General features: G+C 26.4%; 20 protein-coding genes, 1 pseudogene and 1 riboswitch. Of the genes and pseudogenes, 5 read left to right on the forward strand and 16 right to left on the reverse strand.

All coding sequences use genetic code 11. The features are described 5' to 3' along the window. Position 1: 1 nt before the first annotated feature. The 7 genes from MKD34_RS12715 to MKD34_RS12745 all read right to left on the reverse strand — a co-directional run bounded on the left by MKD34_RS12715 (position 2) and on the right by MKD34_RS12745 (position 6,555). Positions 2-655: a hypothetical protein gene (locus MKD34_RS12715; protein WP_240221958.1), complete on the reverse strand. Its 654-nt coding sequence runs from the start codon at positions 653-655 to the stop codon at positions 2-4. A gap of 9 nt (positions 656-664) precedes the next feature. Next, entirely contained in the window at positions 665-2,134 is a 1,470-nt protein-coding gene (locus MKD34_RS12720) for a hypothetical protein (protein WP_240221960.1), read from the reverse strand. Positions 2,135-2,160: 26 nt separating this feature from the next. Further along, a complete protein-coding gene (locus tag MKD34_RS12725) occupies positions 2,161-3,087 on the reverse strand; it encodes a toxin-antitoxin system YwqK family antitoxin (protein WP_240221962.1) in 927 nt (308 codons plus the stop codon). A 4-nt stretch (positions 3,088-3,091) separates the two neighbouring features. Next, positions 3,092-3,586, reverse strand: coding sequence for a DUF2628 domain-containing protein (locus MKD34_RS12730; protein WP_240221964.1), 495 nt, complete (start codon positions 3,584-3,586; stop codon positions 3,092-3,094). Then, the gene (locus MKD34_RS12735; protein WP_240221966.1) at positions 3,579-5,414 is read right to left on the reverse strand and encodes a toxin-antitoxin system YwqK family antitoxin; all 1,836 of its coding nucleotides are present in this window, start codon (positions 5,412-5,414) and stop codon (positions 3,579-3,581) included. Before MKD34_RS12735 ends, MKD34_RS12730 begins: the two co-directional genes overlap by 8 nt. After that, on the reverse strand, positions 5,401-5,592 hold the full coding sequence (locus tag MKD34_RS12740) for a hypothetical protein (protein WP_240221967.1): 192 nt from the start codon (positions 5,590-5,592) through the stop codon (positions 5,401-5,403). The genes MKD34_RS12735 and MKD34_RS12740 overlap by 14 nt, the downstream gene beginning before the upstream one ends. A gap of 393 nt (positions 5,593-5,985) precedes the next feature. Next, positions 5,986-6,555, reverse strand: coding sequence for a helix-turn-helix domain-containing protein (locus MKD34_RS12745; RefSeq protein WP_240221969.1), 570 nt, complete (start codon positions 6,553-6,555; stop codon positions 5,986-5,988). 146 nt (positions 6,556-6,701) lie between these two features. Then, positions 6,702-6,798, forward strand: a riboswitch (purine riboswitch). An 81-nt stretch (positions 6,799-6,879) separates the two neighbouring features. Here MKD34_RS12745 and MKD34_RS12750 point away from each other — a divergent pair. Then, entirely contained in the window at positions 6,880-7,629 is a 750-nt protein-coding gene (locus tag MKD34_RS12750; protein ID WP_240221971.1) for a 5'-methylthioadenosine/adenosylhomocysteine nucleosidase, read from the forward strand. A 23-nt stretch (positions 7,630-7,652) separates the two neighbouring features. Next, positions 7,653-8,657 (forward strand): hypothetical protein, encoded by a 1,005-nt coding sequence (locus MKD34_RS12755; RefSeq protein ID WP_240221973.1) that lies wholly within the window; start codon positions 7,653-7,655, stop codon positions 8,655-8,657. A 99-nt stretch (positions 8,658-8,756) separates the two neighbouring features. Here MKD34_RS12755 and MKD34_RS12760 read toward each other — a convergent pair whose 3' ends face one another. The 5 genes from MKD34_RS12760 to MKD34_RS12780 all read right to left on the reverse strand — a co-directional run bounded on the left by MKD34_RS12760 (position 8,757) and on the right by MKD34_RS12780 (position 19,125). Further along, the gene (locus MKD34_RS12760; protein WP_240221975.1) at positions 8,757-10,766 is read right to left on the reverse strand and encodes a M60 family metallopeptidase; all 2,010 of its coding nucleotides are present in this window, start codon (positions 10,764-10,766) and stop codon (positions 8,757-8,759) included. 17 nt (positions 10,767-10,783) lie between these two features. Next, entirely contained in the window at positions 10,784-11,668 is an 885-nt protein-coding gene (locus MKD34_RS12765) for an IS3 family transposase (RefSeq protein ID WP_240219284.1), read from the reverse strand. Then, complete coding sequence (locus MKD34_RS12770; protein WP_240219283.1) at positions 11,641-11,925, reverse strand: transposase; 285 nt, start codon at positions 11,923-11,925, stop codon at positions 11,641-11,643. Before MKD34_RS12770 ends, MKD34_RS12765 begins: the two co-directional genes overlap by 28 nt. 73 nt (positions 11,926-11,998) lie before the next feature. Beyond that, positions 11,999-17,401 (reverse strand): discoidin domain-containing protein, encoded by a 5,403-nt coding sequence (locus MKD34_RS12775; RefSeq protein WP_240221977.1) that lies wholly within the window; start codon positions 17,399-17,401, stop codon positions 11,999-12,001. A gap of 14 nt (positions 17,402-17,415) precedes the next feature. Then, positions 17,416-19,125 (reverse strand): hypothetical protein, encoded by a 1,710-nt coding sequence (locus MKD34_RS12780; RefSeq protein WP_240221979.1) that lies wholly within the window; start codon positions 19,123-19,125, stop codon positions 17,416-17,418. Between the two features lie 229 nt (positions 19,126-19,354). On the opposite strand from MKD34_RS12780, the gene MKD34_RS12785 reads away from it, so the two are divergent. Then, positions 19,355-20,863, forward strand: coding sequence for a hypothetical protein (locus tag MKD34_RS12785; RefSeq protein ID WP_240221629.1), 1,509 nt, complete (start codon positions 19,355-19,357; stop codon positions 20,861-20,863). A 63-nt stretch (positions 20,864-20,926) separates the two neighbouring features. Here the strand turns inward: MKD34_RS12785 and MKD34_RS12790 are convergent, their stop codons facing one another. After that, positions 20,927-21,136 carry a hypothetical protein gene (locus MKD34_RS12790; RefSeq protein ID WP_240221631.1) on the reverse strand — a complete coding sequence of 70 codons (210 nt, stop codon included), beginning with the start codon at positions 21,134-21,136 and terminating at the stop codon, positions 20,927-20,929. A gap of 208 nt (positions 21,137-21,344) precedes the next feature. On the opposite strand from MKD34_RS12790, the gene MKD34_RS12795 reads away from it, so the two are divergent. Continuing rightward, the gene (locus tag MKD34_RS12795; RefSeq protein ID WP_240221633.1) at positions 21,345-22,391 is read left to right on the forward strand and encodes a hypothetical protein; all 1,047 of its coding nucleotides are present in this window, start codon (positions 21,345-21,347) and stop codon (positions 22,389-22,391) included. Between the two features lie 14 nt (positions 22,392-22,405). On the opposite strand, the gene blaOXA is transcribed toward MKD34_RS12795, so the two are convergent. Together blaOXA and MKD34_RS12805 are read right to left on the reverse strand one after the other, a co-directional pair. After that, positions 22,406-23,203 carry a class D beta-lactamase gene (gene blaOXA / locus MKD34_RS12800; protein WP_240221635.1) on the reverse strand — a complete coding sequence of 266 codons (798 nt, stop codon included), beginning with the start codon at positions 23,201-23,203 and terminating at the stop codon, positions 22,406-22,408. 56 nt (positions 23,204-23,259) lie between these two features. Continuing rightward, positions 23,260-23,730, reverse strand: a complete 471-nt coding sequence (locus MKD34_RS12805; protein ID WP_240221637.1) for a hypothetical protein — start codon at positions 23,728-23,730, stop codon at positions 23,260-23,262. Between the two features lie 186 nt (positions 23,731-23,916). On the opposite strand from MKD34_RS12805, the pseudogene MKD34_RS14165 reads away from it, so the two are divergent. Beyond that, a pseudogene (locus MKD34_RS14165) lies at positions 23,917-25,013 on the forward strand (RNA-guided endonuclease TnpB family protein). 103 nt (positions 25,014-25,116) lie between these two features. On the opposite strand, the gene MKD34_RS12815 reads toward MKD34_RS14165, so the two are convergent. After that, positions 25,117-25,401 carry a hypothetical protein gene (locus MKD34_RS12815; protein WP_240221638.1) on the reverse strand — a complete coding sequence of 95 codons (285 nt, stop codon included), beginning with the start codon at positions 25,399-25,401 and terminating at the stop codon, positions 25,117-25,119. Between the last annotated feature and the right edge of the window lie 264 nt (positions 25,402-25,665).

The following is a 25,665-nucleotide window of genomic DNA, read 5'->3' on the forward strand; positions in this document are numbered from 1 at the left end:
ACTACACCCCTATTTTTAAGTAGTCTTCTAAAACATTCACATAGTTTTCTGGAATAAGAACATAATTAGCTTTATATATAACTATTCCTTTTTGAATCTCTTCTTCAGTACTAGTTGTTATTGCCCACTTTCCATTAATAACTCCTATCTCTCCCTTATATTTAGTTGGAACGTATGTGTCTTCATATGCAACATATAAGTTCCTCATAACTAAACCTGGTTTTAATCTAAAAAGTGGATCTTCTGATTCATATCTATTTATTTCTAAATTTTTAATCTCTTCTAATATTTTAGAAATAGTATCACACAACTCTTTATCAGTAAAAATTTTATATCCCCAAGATAGTTTGGTTATCTTTCCCTCTGTAGGTATTTTAAAATCCTCTTTTACATATAGTGCATTATCTAAAAAAGATCTATAAACTATAAATGTTTCTGTTGGGTCCCCTGTACTAAAGAGAGAGAATCCATCTCCTTTAGCTATTCTTTCTCCCTCTTTATGTCCACCTTGAGAGATAGTATAGGTATTCCCTTTCCAATGGATAGTATCTCCAAAAATTTCAGGAGGATTTTTTTCATAATTGAAGCAACTTTTAAAAAAAATAAAGATAATAATTCCAAATAAAATAAACTTAAATTTTTGTTTTTTCTTCATATATCTCTCCTAAATATCTTCAGCTTCTTCCAATTTATTTTTTATAAACCAATATTTGTATAGATATGTAAAAAACAGACATAGATATAGCAAAGCGATTAAAATATAAAGTTTAAACATCACTCTTAAATTTTGAAACTCCTCTTCACCAAAATCTTTTTTAGAGGCATCTAAAGTTATTACTTCAGTCATTTTATTTTTTTTTGTTATAATCCCTGCTGTGCTAAACTCCGTTCCATTTATAAATTCTAAAACTTGTTTTGAATTTTTTTTTAATAGATCATAACTGATACCTCCATTTGAAAAGCTATAGTAACGCCTTATATTTTCAGGTATCAAATCTATTTTAAGCATAAAATCATTTTTTCTAATCTCTCTTTGCTCTTTAAAAAACTCAATCTCTTTTTCATAAAAATTATAGACGTCACCTAGAGAAATATTCCTTTCATTTCTTAAAGGGTATAGTGGAAGTTCTTTAAGCAGAGTCAATATTTTCCTATCTTCACTCGGATTTTCTTTTTTTAAAATATAGATTATATCAGTTGAATCTTTTGACATAGCTCGAACTTTTTTTAAAATTAACTTGTCCCCTATTCCAAAATCTGAAAAGCTATACTCTTTCCCCTCCTCGATGATAATCTCTTTTCTAGTATCTCTATGTAATCCATCCCCATAGATTCTAAAAGTTTTAAATGAAAAAATTAAACTCACTATTAAAGTTGCAAAAATGAAGATCTCAATACATCTAAGACGACTAACTCTTGTAGTCAATCTCCCATTGGTTATAACATCATCTATTGAAAAAGTTGGAAAGTACCCTACCTTACATAGTTTATCTCCAATTTTATATAGTTTTGAAAAAAATATACCTCTTAAATTAAAAACAATAGCACACCCCACAACAACCGAAGTAAACACAGTCGTTAGTTTTGAAAAAGGATTAAAAAAAGCAACAAACAAAAGTATAAAAGATAAAATAAGATTACTAATATTTGGATCAGTTTTATCTCTTTCGCTTGGAAAACTTTTAATCTCTTTAACATAATCTAAAATATTAAATCCATCTATCTCAATAACATAAAAACTCCCAGAAGCGACAACTCCTTTTAAAGTTACCACCTCCCCTTTTTTTAAAAAGAACTCCTCTTTATTTATAAAATGAGTATTAAAAATATTTATTTTCCAATCATTGATGTAATGGAAGGGATATGTATATTTAATCCCATATTTCCCACGAAAACTTCGATCTTTTATCTTGACCTCTCCCTCTAAAAGAGTAACCGTACCTCTACTTTTCAATAAAAATATATTTTTATAAATTCTGCTCAACATAAGTAAATCTTTTTTAGATAAAATATCCCTAGTCTCTTTAATACTCTCTAACTTTTCCTTAGTCACTGGCTCAGAATAAAAACTATCATAAACATAGCACAGATAGCACCAAATAATAAAAAATGTAATTATTAAAATCTCTCCCATTTCCCCTCGCTTCAATAGATCTCTATTTAATTATCTAATTTATAAAACTTTTTATATAACTCGTTTTCTTCCTCTTCACTTAAAACACATTCATAAATAATATCTCCATTTTCTGAATACTCAACCTCTTTAAACCCTGTTCTTTTATCGCCATCATAAGTATCCATAACTTCATAAACCAATCTATTATTTTTAAAATTTTGTGTTTTTATCCATGTTCCACTTCCAAATCTGTTAGCTCCATTAATATCAAAGACAATTGGAGAGTCATATTTCAAAACTTGAACTATTGTAACATCCTTTAAATATTCATACTCCTCTTTCAAAAATCTATTTAAAGGTATATCATTAAAAATTTTAATCAATATCTTCCCATGAAAATCATAGTAAACTAAGGATATCAATTGATTATCTTTCCAAACCTCATCTGTTTGAATCTCTTTAGGTGAGTAATATGTTTTTTTTACTCCATCTAACTTCCCATCTTTCCAATTAGAAAACTCTTTGATACTACCATCCTCAAAGTACTCATAGTATTCACCTACATATTTCCCATTTTTTAAAGTGTATTCCAATCTTTTTTTATCAGTGTAAAGTGACTTTATTTTTCCTCTTCCAACCCATTCAACTCTAAACTCATCCTCATAGTATTTAATAATTTTTCCATTGTTAGCTCTAAACTCCTTATAGGCATCCACAGGAAAGAGAATAGTATCATATATAAAAGAGGATGTTCTATCTACTATATATACTGGAAAGGCTAAAGGACCTAAGGTCATTCCAAGAACAATATATAAAGTCCCTTCACTACTATTGCTACTCATCTCGAAATTAAGAGAGGGATATACACCAATATATCCCTCTCTTCTTTTAATTTTAGATGTAAAAGATGTTAAAAATATAAAAATAGCTATACAAATTCCTATTATTAATTTTTTATACGACCGCTTCATAATATTAATCTCTCAGCAAAAGCATTAAAATAACTCCAGTTGCTCCTGAAATGGCCATTGGCATTAAAACACCTAAAAGAAATCCATATAAAATTCCTATTTTTGAAACTCCTATTTTTTCATCACCCTTAGTTATTCTTCTTTTCAAAGATAGGAAATAGATATAGTTACCAAAAAATCCCATCAATCCCATTAAAGCATAATTTAAACTTCTGATAGTAGAAGTAGAAATAGTTGTTAAAGAAAATAATTCATACATCATCGCTAAGAATCCTAATAAAGCAACACAACAACCAACAATAAAAGTTTCAAAATACATCTGTCTATATCCCATCCATAGAGGACCTAAAAATAAGGCACAAAAATTAATTTTATTTTTTGGTCCTTTGAAAATGTTTAAATAGTATTCACCTTTTTTATCCACATATTTTAAAATATTTTCTTCGTTGCTCTCTAAAAACTCATTATTTTTTTGATTTGATTTTATATAATTACTCATTTATGCTCTCCTTTTTCTGAAACTGTCCAAATTCATTGTAATATTTTATTTCTGTAGGATTATATTTTTTTATAATTTCATCCCACTCAAATAGCAAATCTTTATATTCAATTTTATATACTTTCACTATAAAAGAATCATCTTCTAAATATGTAAATAGCTCCCTTATATAACTATCTTCATCATAATCATTAAGCTCTTGATATACTAAATCTCCAAAATCGTTATATTCAAACCTTTCAACAATTCTATTCTTAGCATCAAAATCTAAACTATAATCTAACTTCTCGTTCTCTTTAAAAAAATTAGAAAATGTTAATTTGCCATCTGCATCATATCCATGTTCCTCTTTCATAATCCCATTTTCTGAATAATTCATTACTATTTTTAAAGATTTATTTTGATTGAATGTCAGTAGCTCTCCTATCCAATAGAAAATATTTTTATCTCTAAAGAAAGTTCCTTTTTGCATTAAAATCCCATTTTCATCATAACGCTCTATAGAGTATCTATTTTCTTCAACTATCTTTTGTTTTTTTCTTAAATTTCCATTTTCATAGTAAGAGACACTTATCCTCTCATATCCTCTTAGCATATTGTATGAATAGTCCTCTTGGTTATGCTCACAAAGAGCCTCTTCCCACTGAGTATAACTCTCTATTGCTCCAGATTTATAGTATGATTTGGAATAGTTTAAATATGAATATCCCTCTATTAAATCATATTTGTTAATAGTCTTTAGTTCTCCTGTTTCATAAAACCACCGGGATATTCCAACTCTTAGTCCCTCTTCATAAGTCAACTTGGCATACAAACCTCCACTTTCATAGTAAAGATATGAGTCACTTATTGGAGCATTGTTAGTATAGTAAGTCTCATCCTCTAATTTTCCAGACTTATAGTATTTTAAAAACTGTCCACAACGTTTTCCATCTTCTAAATCTATAATACACTCCACCTGGCCATTGTTATAAAAACTTCTAAACTCACAATTTTCTTTTCCTAGAACATAAAAACTATCCGTTTTCAAAACTCCATTATCGTAGTAATCTTTATACTCTCCATCGATTAAGTTGTCCACATAGGAACAGATTTTTTTTAGCTGACCATTTTCATAAAAGGTCCAGCCCATTCCAATGTATTCATTATTATGGTTAAGAGTTCCTACACTCATCAAATTTCCATTTAAATAGTATTCCACAATTTTTGAAAACTTTTTAAAGTTATATGCTTTACTTTTTAATTCACCAGTTTCGTAAAATTCTATTGTTTGATTTAAATTTATTAAAAACTTTAAACTTCCATCCTCATAATAATATTTAGAAGTCCCAACAATCTCACCATTAGAATACTCCTGCTCTTCTAGTAAAACGTCCTTTTCATTATAAAGATAACGATAACCATTTTTTACAAATTCAAAATTTTCTACACAGTACTCCTTTAAAGCTGGATTAATAACAAGAGTATTGTATCCACTAGATGTTACAATTCTCTGAGATATTAAATTGTTTGTAGCATTTTCAAAAACTTCTATCTTTATTATATTTTTATCAGTTATATCAAAAGTTATATCTTCATAAGAGGATTCATTAAAAATACTTCTAATAACTCCTACATTCTCTAGAGAAAATTCCCAATACTCTAAAGCGTATTCATCATCTAAATAATACTCTATGTATTTATATTCATCTTCATTTCTATTAATAAAACTATTATAAGAAATATTTAAATACTCTATCTCATCATCATTGTTTAAATAATATATTGAATAGTATCCTTCTTCACTACTTAATTCAATTCTTCTTAAAAACATATTATTTTTCTTCAATTCTTTCCCTCTCTTGAATTCGATACCATAATTCATCTATAAAAAACGGAGATTTTATCTGCTCCATTATATTTTCTATAATAGTCATATCAATTTCATCTTTTTGAACTGCCTTTTTAGTATCTCCTATCTTTAAATATAAATTTTTAATCTCGTAATCTTTTATTATTGCTGTCAATTGTTCTCCACCATCTAAAATTAAAATCTCCTGAGGAATCTCCTCATTATCAAAACTTATTTTAATTTGAAGTCCAAGTTCTTTAGAAAACTCTTTGTATATTTTTATTTTATTCTCTTTTATCTGGACTGCTTCAATACTATAAAAATTATTTTTTAATATTATACTTTTATCTTCAAACTCAATTGGTGAAGCATCAATTGTAAATAAAAATAAAATATATATTGAAATTACAACAATTTTATTTATAGCACTCTCCCCCTTTCTTCTAATGAACTTATTCTATAACTTATTTTCCTTTTTAACAATCCCTAACACCCGACATTTTTTCTCTTAAAATTGACACTTGTCTAACATCTTTTAATATAAATACGACATGCTATATCTATAATTTTAAAACTTCATTTCTAACTCTTTAAAAACTTCAATATATTCTCTCTCTTCATCCTTTTTTATTTTTTTAGAACTACTATTTAGAAAGTATAAATTTAACACTCTTATATTATCCTCTGTAAACACGTTGTAGTACCCTCTTCCACCAAGTTCTTTTAGCTTTTCATTTTCTAAAATTAAAGATCTTTGTGCTCTTAGTTTTATTGAATTAGTTTCTATTCTTAAATCTCTTTCAAGAATTTCAACTATTCTTATAACTATATCTAATTTTTCTATATCAAAATTAACTGGATGAACTTTTAATATATATCCCTTAGATATCTCTTCCATTAAACCCCAAGTTTCATCTAAAGAAAAAGCTTTTTTATGTAAATACCCTTCAATCTTTATCTCTAATTTTTTAGCGATTAATAGAAGTGTTTCAAATTCTACCTTTTCTGCCTCATTTTCTGCTCTATGAATAGTCTTTTCAGAAATATCACAAATTTCAGCCAATTCCCTCTGTGTGATTTTTTTTACATTTCTAGCACTTTTTAATTTGTCTTGAATTACAATAAATTCAGCTTTCACCAATCTCTCCCCTCTTAATAAATATGTCTGTTTTATATAATATGTCTTAATTCTAATGTATTTATATGCCAATTTCAACATTTAAAAATATTATTTTATTGCATTGTTAAAAAACTTATGATATCATTTTCTTAGAAAGAAAAAGTTATAAAAATCACAATTAAACTCATATATACTTGGGATTGGCCAAGAGTTTCTACGAACTACCGTAAATAGTTCTCTATGAGGGATAAATATAATCGCTAATAATGAGAGTATGTATTCCCATAGGATTTATATGCTCTTTTTTTATTTTCTATAAAATTATTTAATGGGGAGAATTTAATGAAAAAACTTACACTACTTTTAACACTATTGACATCTACTTTAACTTTAGCTGAAAGAATAGCTATAATTGGAGCAATGGACTCTGAAATTAAAATTTTACTTTCTCAAATGAAAGATGTAAAAAAAGAGGAGAAAGCTTCTGTTACATTCTATAAAGGAAAATTAGAAAACAAAGATGTTGTAATTTTTAAATCTGGAATTGGAAAAGTAAATGCTGCTATGTCAACAACTATTGCCATGGAAGAATATGATGTAAATAAAATCATATTTACTGGAGTAGCTGGAGCTATTAACAACAATCTTAATATAACAGATGTAGTTATCTCTGATTATTTAGTTCAACACGACTATGACACTACAGTTTTTGGAACTAAAAAAGGTGCTGTTCCTGGTTCAGTAGATACAAAATTTTCAGCTGACGAAACTTTAATTAAAATTGCAAAGAACTCTGCAGAAAAAGTTTTAGGAAAAAATAAAGTTTATATTGGTACAATTGCTACAGGAGATCAATTTATTGCTGATAAAGCTACTGTTCAATCACTAGAAACAACTTTTGGTGCATGGGCTGTTGAAATGGAAGGTGCTTCTGTGGCTCACGTTGCAAATTTATATAAAGTTCCTGTCGTAGTTATTAGATCAATGTCTGATAAAGCTGATGGTAGTGCTCACATGAATTATAATGACTTTGTTACAATTGCAGCTGATAACTCTGCTAAAATTGTAATTAATATGCTTACACAAATGTAATTAAAATTCGGAGGGACAATAAAATGAAAAATAAAATCTTACTTACTCTTGTACTTTTAAATCTAACAGCTTTTGCTGCCACTGAACCTAGTTCAGCTATTGAAAAATTAAAACTTCAAGAGTTAGCAAAAACTTATCCAAAAGAAAAAATTGAAAAAAGTTTAAAAGGCTATAAAAATATTAAAACTGAATCTTCTGAATCTCTTTCACATAAAGCAGTTTTAGTTGATTTAAATATAACTTCAGTAGAAATGCTTAACCAAAAAAATTACTCAACTATTACAGAATATGTTTCTGATTTTTTAGACAACAACGAAAACTCTTTAGGAAATATTTCTGATAAAAATATTTTTGAAAAAGTTTTAGTAAAATGGAATAATGTTGTTCCTGCAAAAGATGATCTTTTACTTGAAAAATTAAATATTGCTTTAGCTAATGGACTTATGACTGGCTATAATTTAAAAAATATCAATAACTATGCTCATTTTGATAAAAATCTTTCAGTAAGTTATGGTCATAATGATATTACACACGCTATACAGTTAATAGCTCTTTTAAAAGGTGAAGGTATTGATGCCAAAGTTCAACTAGAACCTAAAACTTCTGCTTTCTTACATAATCCAAATTGGGGAGCTCCAAACTATACTCATATTATTTTAGAAGATGGGAAAATTGTTGTTACTCCTACAGAGTACGATTTAAAATTCCAATTCTCAAATAATAACGATAAAATTAAATTCACAAAACTTGTTGACCTTTATGCAAAAAAAGATTCTAAAGATCAAGAAGGATTGATTTATAAATCATGGTGGCAACCATTTATACAAACAAATAAAATTGAGGGATATCAAATGTTAATATCTCATCTAGTTAAAAATGGAGATTTTGAAGCTAATGTTCTAACTCTTCCTAAAAATTCAAAAGCTTTCACTGATTTTATGAAAAACGGATCAAACTTAGAAGTTACAACTCAAGAGATTTGGGTAAATCCTGCTTTCTATAGATTCATGGAAGGAGATTATAAGTAAATTTAAAAATCCCAAGAGAATTATTCTTTTAAAAGTCTAATCTCTTGGGATTTCTTGTTTTTTATAATTTTAAAATTATTTTAAGAAAGTTCTATTAATTTATACTTTCTCTTTATAAATTTGATAAATTCTATTTTTTTCCTCTTCTCTGAATTCCTCTTGATTATCCCAGTTTATTTTAGTTATATCTATAGTAAATTTAGGGTATTTACTAGATATCTCTACTGCTGATTCAGTTATTGGGAATTTATGTCTTAAGAAATAATCAGAAGTATCTCTTCCAATAATCATTGATGCCATTATCATCAATCGATCAGGAACACTAAATATCTCCAATTCTGTAGGTAAATGTCTCATTATATTATGATATTTTACAAAGAAATCTCCATCGTTATAATAAAGTCTTAATTTAATCCAGAATGCTAGCCTATCAAAGAATCCCATATCATAAATAGACACCTCTGTATCCATAATATTTACTAAATTAGGAGCACATCTTGGATTTTTTAAATATTTAATTCTTCCTTCTTCTGCAAACCAGTTATTCATTACTTCACCAAAAATTCCCATAAGATAACTATTAGAATCCATTTCATGACCGACTTCATGTCCAACAACCCATCCTGATGCAAAACTTGATAAATCTTTATTTAAAATTGCCAAAGGATTATTTGAATACGCTGTATATGCTCCTGCGTAACATCCTCCTGCATGAGGATTTGCAGTTCCTCCTTCCCACATAAGTCTTTTGTATGGTACTGCATTTTCAAAATATGTTCCAGCTTCAGCTATATAATATAGAAAGTCTAAAAATTCATCTAATGCTTTTACTCTGTTTGTTAAAGTACCATAAGGTATATTATCTCTTATCCAATCATACCTTATTGCTGATGTGAAATTCTTTCCTTCAATATAAGCTGTATTTGAACTCACATGATTATCTTCTTTATATGTTAAATTTCTCTCTTTACTATAAAATTCCTCTTCAGTTATAAATCCATATTTATAATGTAATCCTGTAACTTCATCAGTTGTATAAAGTTTTATTTCTTCCTCTCTTCCTCCATTACTTCCTCCATTTATAAATACATGCCCTGTTTTATCTCCTAAATTAACTATATTGATACCTTTTTTTATATAGAAAGTCTGCTCACTTAAAGGTTTATGATCAGCTAAACTTAATTCTAATCTTAGATCCTTATTACTTATAAATACATGATCAGTATTTGGATAAACATAGTAAGGAGTTGGATAGGTTCTTCCTGTAGTCCCTGTTTGTAATTTTGTAAAATAGTAATTTGTATCATGTTCTAAAGCTTTCAGTGTAAAAATATCATATTCTAATTCGTTATTATTATTTAAAATATTTTCTGCTATTTTTAATTTTGTAGAGATAATACTTGTAGATGATGATATTCTTGACTTTAGTCTTTCCACTAAATCTTTTGTTATATTTGAATTTAATTTTGTAAACATCTCTTTATCTTTAAATATTTTTTCAACAGTTTCATCAAACTTATTGTATACATTAAATTCAACCTTATTTACAACTATTTGAGAGTCTACTGTTCTTTGAAAAATAACACGTATCTCTTTTGCTAATGTAGGTGTAAACTCTATGTGCATCGATGAAATTGGCGAAGTATTTTCATAATTTGCTAACTTCTCCCAACTATTTTGATTTTCACTTCTATAAAAAATTGAAGCACTATAAATTTTTCCAGTGTTTTGACCTACTACTTCACTTAAAAGAGTTAAGCTATTAAATATTTTTTTATTTTGGAACTTAAATACAATATCTCCTAGCTCCAAATTTTGATAATAAGTTTCGCTATTTCCATCTAAAATATTTTCTAGCCCATTCTTTTCTACACATGATGTTTCAAGAGTTATTAAATCATTTGAATAAATATTTGAAACATCCTCATTGTTATAAAACTCTTTCTGATTTATTATATTAAACTCTCCTGATTTAACTTTCCATTTTTCATCTTCATCTAAAATTAATTGAATTTTAGGATCCATTAAAACTTTTTCACTAAAATAACCAATAAGCTTTTGATTTTCTAAATCAGCAGTTAAATTCAATATGGTGGGCTCTTTTGTCAAACAGTTTCTCTTAAAACCTAAGCAATTTTTTTGTACTCAAAAGTTGATAATTCAAAAGCTTCATTTGGAGTAGAATATCCTAAAGAACTATGTCCTCTTTCTGAGTTGTAAAAATTTAAATATGATTGGATTCCTTTGTATAATTCCAGTGTTGTTTTATGCTCGTAAAGATATAAATAATCATATTTAATTGTTCTCCAAAATCTTTCTATCCAGACATTGTCTAAACAACGGCCTTTTCCATCCATACTTAATAAAGCGCCTGATGAAAGCACTGTTTCGATAAACTCATTACTTGTATATTGACTACCTTGATCCGTATTTAATATTTCTGGTGAACCATAAGTTTTTACTGCTTCTTTGTAACAATTAATGCAGAAATCTTTAGACATACTGTTTGACAATTCCCAAGTTAGTATTTTACGACTATAAACATCAATTATTGCAGTTAAATACATAAAACCTGTTGGTGTTTTTAAATACGTAATATCAGTTGACCATACTGCATTAGGCTTTTCAATCTTTAGATTTCTCAAAAGGTAAGGGAATTTCTGCGCTCCAGCTTTAGGTTTACTTAAATTTCTTTTAGGTGCAATTCCTTTAAGGTTTAGCTGCCTCATGAGTCTTCTAATGACTGATCTTTTTACAGGTATTCCAGCTCTATTCAAAGCTGCAGTAATACGTCTAGAACCCGCTGAAGGATCTAGACTGTATTGTTCCTTTATTTTTTCTTTTAATTGAACCTGAATATCAACTTTAGGCCTAGGAGCGTAATAGTATGAGCTTCGACTAGCGCCAAATATTCTACATTGTTCTGAGATGCTAAAATAAAGGTTTTCTTCGATTAAAGAAACTGGATTACCTAATAAATCAGCTATCTCTCGAGCTTTTTTTTTAACCAATCGTTCTCAGAGCTAAGTTTACCAATTTTAGCATAAAGCTCATGTTGTTGCTCTTCAAGAAGTTCAATCTTTTTAGAGCTAGACATATCTTTAGAAAAAACAGAGATACCCGCCGATTTAAACTCATCTACCCAACGAGATATTTGAGAAGGTGCAATATGATGTTCTGAAGCGATTTCTTGAAGAGTTTTTCTTTCTTTAAGTGCTTCCAAAACAACTGCAAATTTAAATTCTGGTGAATATGATTTTCTAGCCACAACCTCATCCTCCTAGTTTATTTTATGATATATTATACCTCAAAATTTTGCTTAAGGTAAGAGGGAAGCTGTCTTAAATCGTTAACCCATTATACAAATCCTTTATTACTTTTTTATTTCCTAAAGAATCTTTATAATATACAGAAATATCTAAAATTTTATCTGGTAACTCTTCAAACTTTATTTCCAGACCATTAGCTACTAAAAATTCACTATTTTTTACGTGGAACTCTATCGGTTGAAATATTTTTTCTATGTATATCTGTTTTGCTAAAATTAGCTTATCTATATACTCTTGCTTAAATAAATCTTTAGCTAATAAATTATTTATATCATCTATTGTCACTGAATCTTTTAATTCTAAACACTCAGATGTTTTAAATAAATTATTTATTTTTTCTTCTAAAATATTATAAGCAAATACTTCTACTTCATTTATTAATGCCCAGTTATTTTCACCCTGTTCAAAGTCAAACCAAACTTCATCTGTCAAATATTTTTGACCTTTTATCTCTAACCAATCATTTAAATATTCTCCTCTTTCAAAACTTCCTAAGTCTACCCAACTTTCATCGAAACTATTTTTTAAAGATACCTTATACTTTTGTAAAAAACCTGACGTACCATTTCTATAGCTCATGACTCTTCCAGCTTCAATTAGCATCGGTTTATTTAACTTTAAGTATATATAAGCTCCTGGAGTTTTCTTAAAATGTACCTGTCCTACTAAATCACCATCAAAAAGTTTTTCTATATCGTTATATCCACCACTTAATGCTGAATGTCTTATACTAAAACTTTCTCTTTGAAGTCTTGTATCTATATCTTCATCTATTGCAAACTCTTCTAAATTATATGAGTTTGTTTTTATTTGATAAATTTTTTGAATTCCATAAATCTGAGATTTTCCATAAATTATTATAGAAGCTTTATTTGTCATAATTTTTTCAAAGTTTATAGAAACGTTATCTCCCTCTATCTCAAATGGAACTTCTTTCTCTCTTTCAAAACCAAATGTATCCTTATATTTTAAATGAATTTTAGAAATCTGTCCCTCTGTTATAAATTCCACTCTATCAAATATTTTTATTTCTTTTAATGGAATATCAAACTCTTCTAACTCTACACTTTCAAATAAAAATTTAGCTAACTGAGTTTTCTTTATAAGAGCTGAATCTTTTTTAATTAAACCTTCTAAAGTTAATATTTCCTCTAAAGTTACTCCATCTCTTAACTCCATAAAACTATTGTTTTTAAATAATTTATCTACATCGTATCTCAATGTATTAATTGGACAAATTTGTATCTCGTTGATACAAGCCCAATCACTTTCAGCATCAGTTACTCTTATTTTAATCTCATCTGTTAAATAAGCATTATTCTTTACTGTTGACCAATTATTGATAAACTCTTCATTTAAATATTTTCCAAACTCTTTCCACTCGTCTGTTAACATATTTTTTATAAAAATTGAATATCCCTTTACTATTCCAGGATTTGCACTTCTAAAACTATATAGATTTATACTTTCTATAAGTGTCTCTTTTTTAAGCTTTATCGTTATGTCAGAATACTCTTTAAATCCTTTCGAACGATATTCTGTATTCATGTTTCCATCAAAAGCTCTTTCTATTAAATAGGAGTTAGAAGTCGGATTTGATTCCGTTACCGTTATCTCATTAGTTGGAACACATATTTCTATATCATTATATATAGAAAACTCTTTTACAGGATATGTATTTGCATTAATTGATAAAATAGAATCAACACCATAAACTTTTACTAAAACATTTTCTCCATGGACTTTAGGTAAATTTAAGCTAAAATTATCACTCTCTTGATCTAAATAATCAAATGTTTTTTGAATTATACTTCCAAGGTTATCCTCATATTCAAATACTATTCTCTCTATTTTTCCGATAACTTCTAAATCAACTCTATCAAAAACAACATTTTTATCAACAGGAACTGCATCTAATATTGGAATTTTACTTTTAAAATATAGTTCTAACGCTATAGCTAGTAATTTTTTTAAATCTTCTGAATTAGTCGCTCTCTCTTTTAATGATCTAATTAATTCATAATTTACGCTCTCTTTTAATGCTGCGTAAGTTTCATCTGTAAACAGATTTTTTATTTCAGCTTCAAGTAAACTATACTTATTTATAGCAAGTTCATTTATTAAAGCCCAACTTCTATCAGCTTCTAAAATTCTTATACACATTTCATCTGTTAAATATGGCGAATTTTTTAAAATATGCATCTCTCTTACAAACTCTTCTATTTCTAAATATCCAAACTCTAACCATTTTTTAGAAACTGTATCTTTTATTAGTATGGATGCTTTTTTGATAAGTCCTGTTATTCCATTTGGACTATCAAATCTAAAACTAGTAATTCCAACTTCATCTATAATTGTTGGTTCATTTAATTTTATATTTATGTCTATAGAGGTAGTAAAAGCCTTAGAACGAAAATCCGTTCTTTCGTTTCCATCAAACATATTTGAAAGTGGATAACTCTCATGTCCATTATCACAACTTACAATCAATTGCTCATAGGCTATTCTTTGTTCTAAATCTTCTGCCAATGCAAACTCAGATATCTGATGTTCTTTAAACTTTATATTTGCTAAATCTCTTGCACCATAAACATCTAATTTTATTCCTCTTGTATAAGCAAATCCGCCAAGAGATATTGTTCCTTTATTTTCTAAAATATTAATACTGCAATCTTTAACTTGCAAATTATTGTATGTATCATAATAGTTTAAAATAACTTTTTCTAATCTCCCGTCAATATCAAATTCTATCTCAGAAAATATTTTAAGTTCTCCAAACTCTATTTCTATACATTTTGGAGGTACACCTTCATAATAAAGTTCAAAAGCTTTATTTATTAAATCTCTATACTCTTGATTCGTTATAATCATATCAGCTAATCTTTTTATCTCTTCAAAAGTTACATCGCTTCTTAAAGCTGTTTGTAACTGATCAGCAAATAAATAGTATATCTGCGCTCCTAAAGTACTATAGTTAAATATTTCAACTTCATTAATACATACCCAATTTTTATCTGATTCATAAACTCTTAATATAATTTCATCTGTTAACGCTGGAGCAAATTTTAACTCATGCCACTCATCACTATATTCCTCAACTGTATAATTTCCCAAAGATATCATTCTACAACTACTTGAATCTTTTCCTAAAACTTCAAACCTTTTTATAGAACCTGAGGTAAAGTTTGGGTTAAATCTTGTACTTAGAATTTTAAATTCATCAATTATTCTCAAGCTATCTAATTTAAAATTAAAGTCATGATGACCACTATAGGTTCCACTAATATGGGATTCAGATTTTTCATTTCCATCTAACATATTAGTTAATGGAAAACTTAAATTTTCATTTAACGTAGTTATTGTTATATTTTCTTTTAATAATTTTCTCTCTCTATCTTCTACTATTGCAAAATTTTCAAATGGATACTCATTATAAGTCAATTCTCTTATCTCTGTTATACCATAAAGCTGAATATACAAATTTTTCGTTAAAAATTTAGAAGTATCAATTATTATATTCTCACCATTTTGAACTAATGGAATTATTAACTTTATATTTTCATTTTGTGTATTTAAATATCCAATATAATTTTTCTCCACAATTCCATCTACTTTAAATTGAATATTATCTATAACTTTTAAAGTTTCAAAATTTAACTCTAATGTCACTGGAGTTTTATTAGTATAAAACAATTCTTCAGCTTTATTTAAAAGGTCTATATATTCTTTAGTGTTTAGAGCTATTTTTCTTAGCTCTTGTATCTTCCAATAAGTTACATTTTCTTTTAAAGTTGTTAAATTATCATCTGAAAATAACTCTTTTATAGCCTTTTCTAAAAGACTATATTGATATATTTCAACTTCATTTATACATATCCAATTTCTATCAGACTCGTATACTCTTAAAATAATTTCATCCGTTAAGACTGGTGCAAAGTTTAATTCACGCCACTCATCATTAAACTCCTCAACAGTGTAACTTCCTAAAGATACTAACTCTTCACTACTTAAATCCCTATTGAAAATTTCAAATCTTTTTATAGAACCTGATGTAAAACTAGGATTGAATCTTGTACTTAGAATTTTAAACTTATCAATTATTTTGAAATTATCTATTTTAAAAGTATAATCATGATAACCGCTATAAGTTCCACTCATATGAGATTCAGATTTTTCATTTCCATCTAACATATTAATTAAAGGAAATTTGGAATTTTCATTTAATGTTGTTATATCTATACTTTCTTTTGATATTCTTCTTTCATTATCTTCTATCAAAGAAAAATTTTCCACTGGATACTCCTCATATCCTATATCCTCTATACTATTTACTCCAAAAATTTCAATACAAATCTCCTTTGTAAAAATTTTAGGAATATTTAAAAGCTTTATCTCTCCCTCTTCTAAAATAGGTGTAGATATCTTTATACGTTCATTGGCTGAATTTACATATTCAATAGTATATAACTCCATTTCTCCAGAGGCTCTAAATCTTAAATTATCAATTACTTTCAAATTTTCAAAAGTCATTCTTAAAGTTGCTGGAGTTTTTTTACTTAAATATATTTCTAACGCTTTATTTAAAAGTTCTTTATAATGCTCTGTACTTATAACTCTTTCTTTCAAACTAACTATATCCCAATATGTAACTTCAGATTTTATATCCATTAAAGACTCATCAGTAAATAAATTTAAAATATCTCTTTCAAAAGTAGAGTAATTATATATTTCTATCTCATTTATATATGCCCACTTATTTTCAGAATCTTCAACTATTAAAGTAATCTCTTTAGTTAAATAAGGTGTTGTTTTAATTGTCATCCACTCATTTTTAAACTCTTCAATAGTATAAGTTCCAGCTTCAACCCATGATTCATCCATAGGATTTTTTACTAATATTTTAAATTTCTTTATAAGTCCAGAAGTGCTACTTCTATAACTCAAAACTCTTGCACAATCAATTAATTTCTCCTCTGATAACACCATGTGTATCCAACCATAATTTGAATACTTTTTTAATTGTGCTTCTGAATTTAAATTTCCATCAAAAGCTCTTGATATTGGTTTTGATGCCTCAAAGGCTGAAGATGTTACAGCTAAAGAATCATATGGTATTTTCTTCTCTACATCCTCATTGATACTAAAATTTTCTATAGGATGTGTATTAATTTCAATATTTCTAATTTCTAAAACTCCTAAAACTTCAATTGATAACTCTTTAACTAATGTTTTAACAAAACTTACTGTTATTAGATTTTGAGTTTGATTTACAGTAAACTCTTGAGTCTTTTCATTTCCATATCCATCTAAATATTTTAAAATAACTTTTTCTATAACTTCATCACATAAAAAACTTACTCTATCAACTATACTTAAAGTTTCAATAATTTTTCTTGTGTAACTATTTTTTAGCATCTCTTCAACTCCTATTAATTTCTTCTTAAAATTTCATTAAATCTTCTAATTTCTTCTAAATGATATTCTCTTTGATTTTCATAAGTTATCCAATTTATATCCACATGAAGAGATGGATATTTTTCACATTTTTGAATAGTTTCTTCACTCAACGAATATACCTCTTTGAAATAGATTGATAGATTTCTCTCTAATACCTGTGAAGCAACTAAAACTAAATTATCTAGAGTCGGTTCAGATAATCCTCTAATTAATTTAGGAATTAATCTTTCTGTTCCATAAACTAATCTAATTTTAGCCCAAATATTTAAAGTCTCCTCCTCTACTTCTGGTTGCATTCTTAAATACCGTATATATAATTCTTGTTTTAATAAAAATTTAAAGACTTTAGAAACTTCAATTCCAATGATGCTTTCATTGATAAATAGCTCTCTAATCACATTGCAAAAATCCTCATTAATAATATTTTTAATATTTTTATTGAAAAACTTTTCTGGAGCATTTGCAAAACTTAAATAACTCCCCAAATCTAATTTCTCATAACTAACTTCTCTATTAATACTTTCTCCCTGTATAAAAAATATTTTAAAAGGTATTATATTTTGACTATAGATACTTGTCCTATCCATTAAAAAATAAACATATTCTAAAATTGTATCTAAATTTTCTATTCCTTGAATAAATTCACTTTCATTAAAATTTTCTATTATCCATTTTTTAGATAAGTTAGCATTAAAGTTTTTCCCTTCTACAAAAATATTTTTACTTACTTCTCTCTCTTTTAATATTTGTGAAAATTTGTTATTCCCTATCTTAAAGTTTATTCTTTCAATTGGATTATAAACAACTATTTCAACATCTACTTTATTATTAATTAAACAAAGTTCTCCGAAAGCATCCTTTGAATAAATTATATTCATTCCCTTCCCTAATCTTTGTTTTTTCCATGTTATCTCTTTTCCAATGAAGTTAACTATATAAACATCAATAGATTTATCAGCTATTAAAAGAATTTCTTTTTGTTTTTCTATAAAAATATTAAGCGGTGTAATAAATAATGGTTTATTACTCTTTAAACTTTCAAAAAATTCTACAGCTGAAATATCTTTTTCTGTTCCTTGAATTCTTATAGTTTTTATAGCTTTAACAGCTCCATTTAAACGTGTGTATTTTCCAACTTCACACAATTCTCCTATAAAGCCATAATCCTTATTATCAAACTTAAAATCTCTTATTTTCTCTAAAGAACAACTTTCTAATATATTTTTGCAATCTATATTTTCGAACAATTCTAATAATTTTTCTTTTAAATCTTCTCTTATATAAAACTCAATATTATTTATTGCTACTTTTCTTGCTGCTGAATCATGAATTCTTAAACATATGCCTTTAGCTAAAATCGGCTCAATTTTAGCTATTCTAATTCCTTTAGAACCATATGTATTTGATATGTATATACTTCTCCATTCTTTGGCAGAACTATTATTTTTGTATAAGATTTCGTACTTAGTTATTTTTCCTTCATCACTTGTTGGATGATTTGTAAAAAAATCAACTCTATCTAAGACAATGCTTTCAGGAAATTCAAAATAAATATCTTTTGGATATTTTCCATCTGCTATTGAAAGAAATAATGTATCCATCTTATTATCAACTATATGTTGTAAATAATTTTCACCATCTGCTACTAGTTCACTTGAAATTTTAATTAATTCTTTATTCATTTCCCCTCCGCTTTCAAAACTTGTATGAATTAATTCTACATAAACATATATATTAAGTCAATTTTTTTTACACTAGCAATAATAAAATTTAAACTTTTTAATCTTATAAAACCTATATTTAAAAAGAAATTTAAGAAGTATATAAATTTTATATAAAGTTTTTTAAAATAAAATGATATTATTATATTAATAACAATTTTGAATTTTTATTACACGGAGGTATTTAGATATGAAAATTTTTTGGTATGATGATAACAAAAATAGTTTTAATTATTTTGAAGAGATTATTAAAGATGGAAGTATTGATCAAACATCTTTAATCCAAAATATAATTGATTCGCATATAGGAGAAGAGATTAAAGTTCCTACAGGAACTTATTTAATAACTCATTTAAATATTCCCAATGGAACCTTTTTAAGAGGAGAATTTAATACTATTTTCAAAAGCAACTTAAACAGTAATATCATTAGAATTCTTTCTAATGTAAATTGTATCATTGAAAATATTCATGTTCTTGGAAATAACGAAATCATAAGACCCTCAATAAAAGGAAATCAAGTTGGGTGGTATTTAGACGGATGTTTGTCTGTTACCTTAAATAACTGTTCTGCTAGTGGATGTAATGACTCTGGTATAAAAATTAAAAATACTGGTGCGCAATCAGCTCCTCAATATTATAAAATACCAATTTTAAATAATTTTAAAGCTTATAAAAACTATATTGGTATAAAAAATGACGTTAGAGGTGAATACTCTCAATTAAATGGATGTATAGCTGGAGAAAATTACATTGGATATTTTACTGGTGGTGGAAATAATATGGCATCTAATTGCCAATTTAACAGAAATCAAAATGGTGCTAGAGTTGTAGGTGGAACAACTGATGGAATCAACTATCCTAATAATTCGCACGCTTCATTTACAGGGTGTCAATTTAATCATAATATTGAAGAATCTATACGATTTGAAAATGTTGAAGTTGGTTATATGTTAAATGGATGTCAATTTTTTGATGGAGATATGATTTTTAAAGGAAAAACAAAGGGTGTTGTTATCAACGGAAGCGAAGGTGGAACTTGGAGTATAAATAGTGATTCTAAAGAACAAAATATGATTGCAAACTCTTTCTTTTATACAAAACCTAGTGGGAATTGGAATACAACAATCATTCATAAAAATAATATTGGATCTGGAGCAATTATAGAAGATAATAATTCACCATCTTTTAATGAAAAATCTCTAATTTTTAAATCTAGATATGATTTATTCAAAACTTCAAATAGAGGCATTAATAGTTGGAAAAGTGGAGGTCCTTATATATTTTGGGGTTCTAAAGACATTGTTGTTCCCCCCAATAAATATGTAGGTTATATTTTAGTTAGATTAGAAAATATTAGTGCTAATTTTGAGAAAGAATGTTTTTTAGCTGCTATTGATGCTTCTTCTGAAATTTGTATCGAGATTTTAGCTGAAAGTTATTTTCCTGAAGTAATTAATTTAGATGATGTAAATTATGCTTTAATACCTGTTAAAAAGCAATTTAACACTCATATCTTCTTTATAGCTGGAGTTAATCGAGGTTCTTCTAGCAACGAGGCTGGAATGGCATATGGTAGAGTCTCATCTACTAATAACTTTGCTTTTTTCTCTGACAAATCTCCATCCCTTGAACAAAAGATTATTTTGAATACAAATTCAATAAATTGTGAATTAATTATTTGTCAAGATTATCGATAAATAAATTTATTAATAAAAAAATAAAACTGTTAACAAAAATTAAAAATTGTTAACAGTTTTTTATTATTTGTATTGATATAATAATTTATTATTTGAGTTATTATCTTTTAGATTATATTCATATATCAATTTATTATTTAAATCATCAGTTTTTACATTGTATTCATATGCCAACTGATTTCTAGTATTTTTTAACTTTTGATTTTTTTTATTTTGAGATGAATAATAACCAACTATAATTAAGCATAAAATGAAACTAGATACTTTCTTCATAAAATACCTCCCTTTATCTGCTATATTATAAGTATAGCTCTCACTTTTCTCAAAGTCAAATTTAATTAAACTAGTTTTTTTTATTTTCATGTAACACATGTGTTACGTGAAAATTTATTTTTTTATTATTGATTTTTCCTCTTATTTTTGTGCTATAATTCTCATAAATTCAAAGATAAATTTCAATGGATATTTGTTGGAGGGATTTATGAAAGCTTATAAATCAAAATTTAATTTAATTAAAACTTTTCAAAAAAAATATCTAATTTTATTTTTTTTAATTTTATTGACTCCATTTAAGTTACATGGAAATACTATATACCCAAATTTAAAATTAGAACTATTTAAAAATGAAATTACAACTGTCAACGGACTTCTTAAATTTGAAAAAACTAAAAATAAATATAATATTATTTTTGAAATAAATAAAAATAATAAACCTATTGTCTTAGATACACAAAATATAAAAACAAAAGTTAAAGAGGTATTTTTATACGATACTAATAAAGATAGTGTTAATGAAATTTTTATTATTTATTCTAAAGATGATAAAAATTATTTAGAAGGATATTCTCTTACTAATTTAAATATGGAAGAAGATGAGTACGAAGAGGATGAAGTTATAGAATTCTTTAAAACATTTAATACTATAACCTCTCATAAAATAAATAGTAAAATTGCAAATATTAAAAACTTCAATGTTAATTTAGCAAAACAAGAATTAGATAAACTAGCTCCGTATTATAAAATCATAAATTTTAATAATTATGATTGGAATACTCTTAATACTATTGAAAAAGAGGACCAACCTGATAAAAAAATTTTTAACAAATATGAAGTTTTTCCTCAAGATTATGAAAGATTTAATCTTCAAAAATATTTTCAAATTTATTCACTTGATAATTTAAATTTTATAAAATATCTTAATAGTAATGATGTTTTATTTAGCAATGGAAAATACTATTTTCTTTTTCATATTCATCATTTGGGAATAGTGACTTTAGAAGAGGTTTTTCAAGGTAAAATTACAGATGAAATTATTATAAAAAATGGGAAGTATTTTAATTCATTAGAAAATGGTTATTATGAAAAGAATATTAAAGTTGGAACTTGGAATTCGTATGAATATCTAGAAGAATTAAAATGCTATCTTCCAGTTAAAAAATATTTTATCAAAGGAACTTTAACTAGAAAAGATTTTTTTTATAGAAAATTAGGAAAACTTTATAAATTTTCTTCCCGCTCTAAATTTTAGACGGGAAGATTTTTTTATAATATACCTAAAGACTTTAAAGATTCTTTTGCAATTTTTTCACGTTTGAATAAATCTTTTCCATCTTTCATTTCTAAGTTAATAGCAAAACTATAAATTTGTCCATTTTTCTCTACCCAACCAACAAACCAACCTACAGGTATTTCTATGTTTGATGTTGCCCAGCCAGTTTTTCCATGTAAAGTCCAATCTTTTGTATTTTCTAAAATAGTTATGTCTTGAATTTGTTTTTGATTGTTCTTAGAATATGGAAGTTCATTATTAGCTAATTTAGCCAATAACTTACACTGTTCTACTGCACTAATTTTTAGAGGTCCTCTTAACCAAAATTGATCAACTTTTTCTCCTAGCTCTTTATTTCCAAAATTTAATTTATTAATTTCATTTTGCATTTTTTTCATTCCAATTTTTTTAGCTAAAAGTTGATATGCTGGAACTTGTGAAACTTTTATAGCATATCTTAAGTTAGAATCTTGTGCCCAACTCTCTAAAAATACTTTTTCACCATTATATTTATAAAAAACTTCATCTACATCTTTTACAGCTCCTGTCTCTAATCCAATCAAAGAATTATATATCTTAAAAGTAGATGCTGGATAAAATCGCTCCTCTGCTCTATTTTCATTATATCCTATAAAACTATTATTTTGAGGATTATAAACTACAAATGTTCCTTTTACTTCATTTTGTTGAAATATTTGCTCAACCTTTTCACTATTTGTAAAGTTTAATGCTAATATTTGTATCGATAAAATAAAAAAAATATTTGTTAAATAAAAAATTCTTTTTCTCATAATAAATTAACTCCTTTAATTTTCTTGTTATTTATTATACATTATTACTTATTAATTTAATAGATACTAAAATGTTTTTTTATATATTCACATAATTCTTCGCTATTTTTAAAATTTATATTTATATCTAATTTAGTATTAATAAATTGAACTACTCCAAAAGGTTTAAAGTATAATTCATAATCATTATAAAAAGCATTTACATTATTTAAAATTTCAAATATTTTATCAATTTTTGTAATTGGTTTGATATTTTTAGTTAACGCCCATCTTACATGGATTCCAATAGCAGTATAACTATTTACTTTAATACTATCTTTTATATCTTCATAATCTTTTATATTTTTTAAAGAAATTACTTTAATTTCTTTTATAGGTTTAAAAATTTTTTCATTAATTAAACTTTGTTTAACTTTAATTTCTATACCCTTTATAGTTAATTTACTTTCTAATAAAAAATTTTCTTGATAATCATCTAATATAACTTTTATATATTTTATATTATCTTTGTTCTTAAATTCAATCATTTGTTACCTATCCTTAATTTAGTGTATATATACTAATATTTTTTTATCAAAACATCCTGAGAAAATCTCTTCTTCTGTTAGGTGGAGGATGAATTAGGGCAATCTTTTTAGTTTTTTAGATTAAAATATTTAGAAATTATGGTATAATACAATAATAATAAAATTTAAAAAATGGAGGTGAAATCTATGAAAATATATAACTTAACTTATAAATATAGGATATATCCTAATGAAACTCAAGCGAATACAATTAATCAAACTTTTGGTTGTACTAGACTTGTATATAACAGATTCTTAGCTCAGAGAAAAAAATTGTATGAGACAGAGAAAAAATCTGTAACTTACAATACTCAAGCTAGAGAACTCCCCCTACTAAAAAATAAATTCCCATTCTTGAAAAAGGTTGATTCAATAGCGTTACAACAAGCACTTAAAAATTTAGAAATTGCATATAAAAATTTCTTTCAAAAGCGTACAGTATTTCCCAAATTTAAATCTAAAAGATCAAGTAGAAAATCATATAATACAGTATCTACAAGTAATAATATCAGAGTTGAAGGTAACTATTTAAAGCTCCCAAAGCTAGGTTTAAAATTAAACTTCATAGACAGACCTCAAAATTATATAATTAAATCAGCTACCATTAGCCAAGAGCCTAACGGTGCTTACTAACTGAGTTTGAAAAGGATATTAAAGAAGTTCCAAGCGATAATAATATTGTTGGGTTTGATTTTGCTATGTCTGAACTTTTTGTTAGCTCCGATAACCAAAGGGCTGACTATCCAAGATTTTTTAGAAAGTTAGAAGCTAAATTAGCTAAAGCTCAAAGAGAATTATCAAGAAAAGTTAAATTCTCACAAAATTGGTGTAAAGCAAAATTAAAAGTTGCTAAAATCCACCAAACTATCAAAAACAGTAGAAAAGATTTTCTACATAAATTGTCAAAAGAACTTGTTACAAAGTACAATGCCATATGTATTGAAGACCTCAATATGAAAGGTATGAGTCAAGCATTAAACTTTGGTAAATCTATCGCTGATAATGGTTGGAGTATCTTTACAACCATGCTTCAATACAAATCAATGTTTTTAGGTAAACAAGTAATTAAGATTGATAAATGGTTTCCGTCATCTAAAACTTGTTCATTTTGTGGTGCTATAAAAACTGAATTGTCACTATCTTCAAGAGTTTATAAATATGATAGATGTAACTCAGAGATAGACAGAGACCTAAATGCAAGTATAAACGTTCGTGAGGTAGGTAGAAGCCTACTAGCCTATTAAAATATATATCAGGGTAGGAACTATCCGCAGAGTGTAATTAATATATCTGACATGAGTCAGATACTTCTCACGAAGCCCCGCCCTCTATTAGGGCGGTGGTAGTTCACTTTATTTCTTTAGGAAAATTAGGATTATACATTCCCATAAATTCATATTTAGTTGATAATTTTTTTTCTATTAATCTAGATATTTCTTCTAATGTAAATTCTAAAACTTCATTTCTCAAATCTTTTTTCTTTAAAAATTCAATTAATGTATTGGAAGTTAAAAATTTATTTGAATCTATTTTTAAAATATATATCGAAGATTTTGACATCTTTTCTCTTTTTTTTATTTCAAATATATTTTGTTCATCCATATTTTTTAATTTAGTTAATATTAAGTTCATAGATCCCACCTTTTTTTATTTTATTATTTCTAATTATTTTATAAAAAATAAAAACTCTACGTTTGAATCATAAGTCAAAAAACATAAAATTTCAAGCTTTTTTTGACTTTGTATTCAAATTCTTAGATCTAACTTTGAAAGTTCCATTTTTTCTATTTTAAATCACTTAATTTTAATACGCTCTAATTTAGAAAAAATTGAAAAAACATTTTCTAAATAAAAACACTATTGACATAATAGTGCGAATATGGTATTATTAATTGA

Origin of the sequence: Cetobacterium somerae (assembly GCF_022430525.1) — a bacterium.
Classification (GTDB): Bacteria; Fusobacteriota; Fusobacteriia; order Fusobacteriales; family Fusobacteriaceae; genus Cetobacterium_A.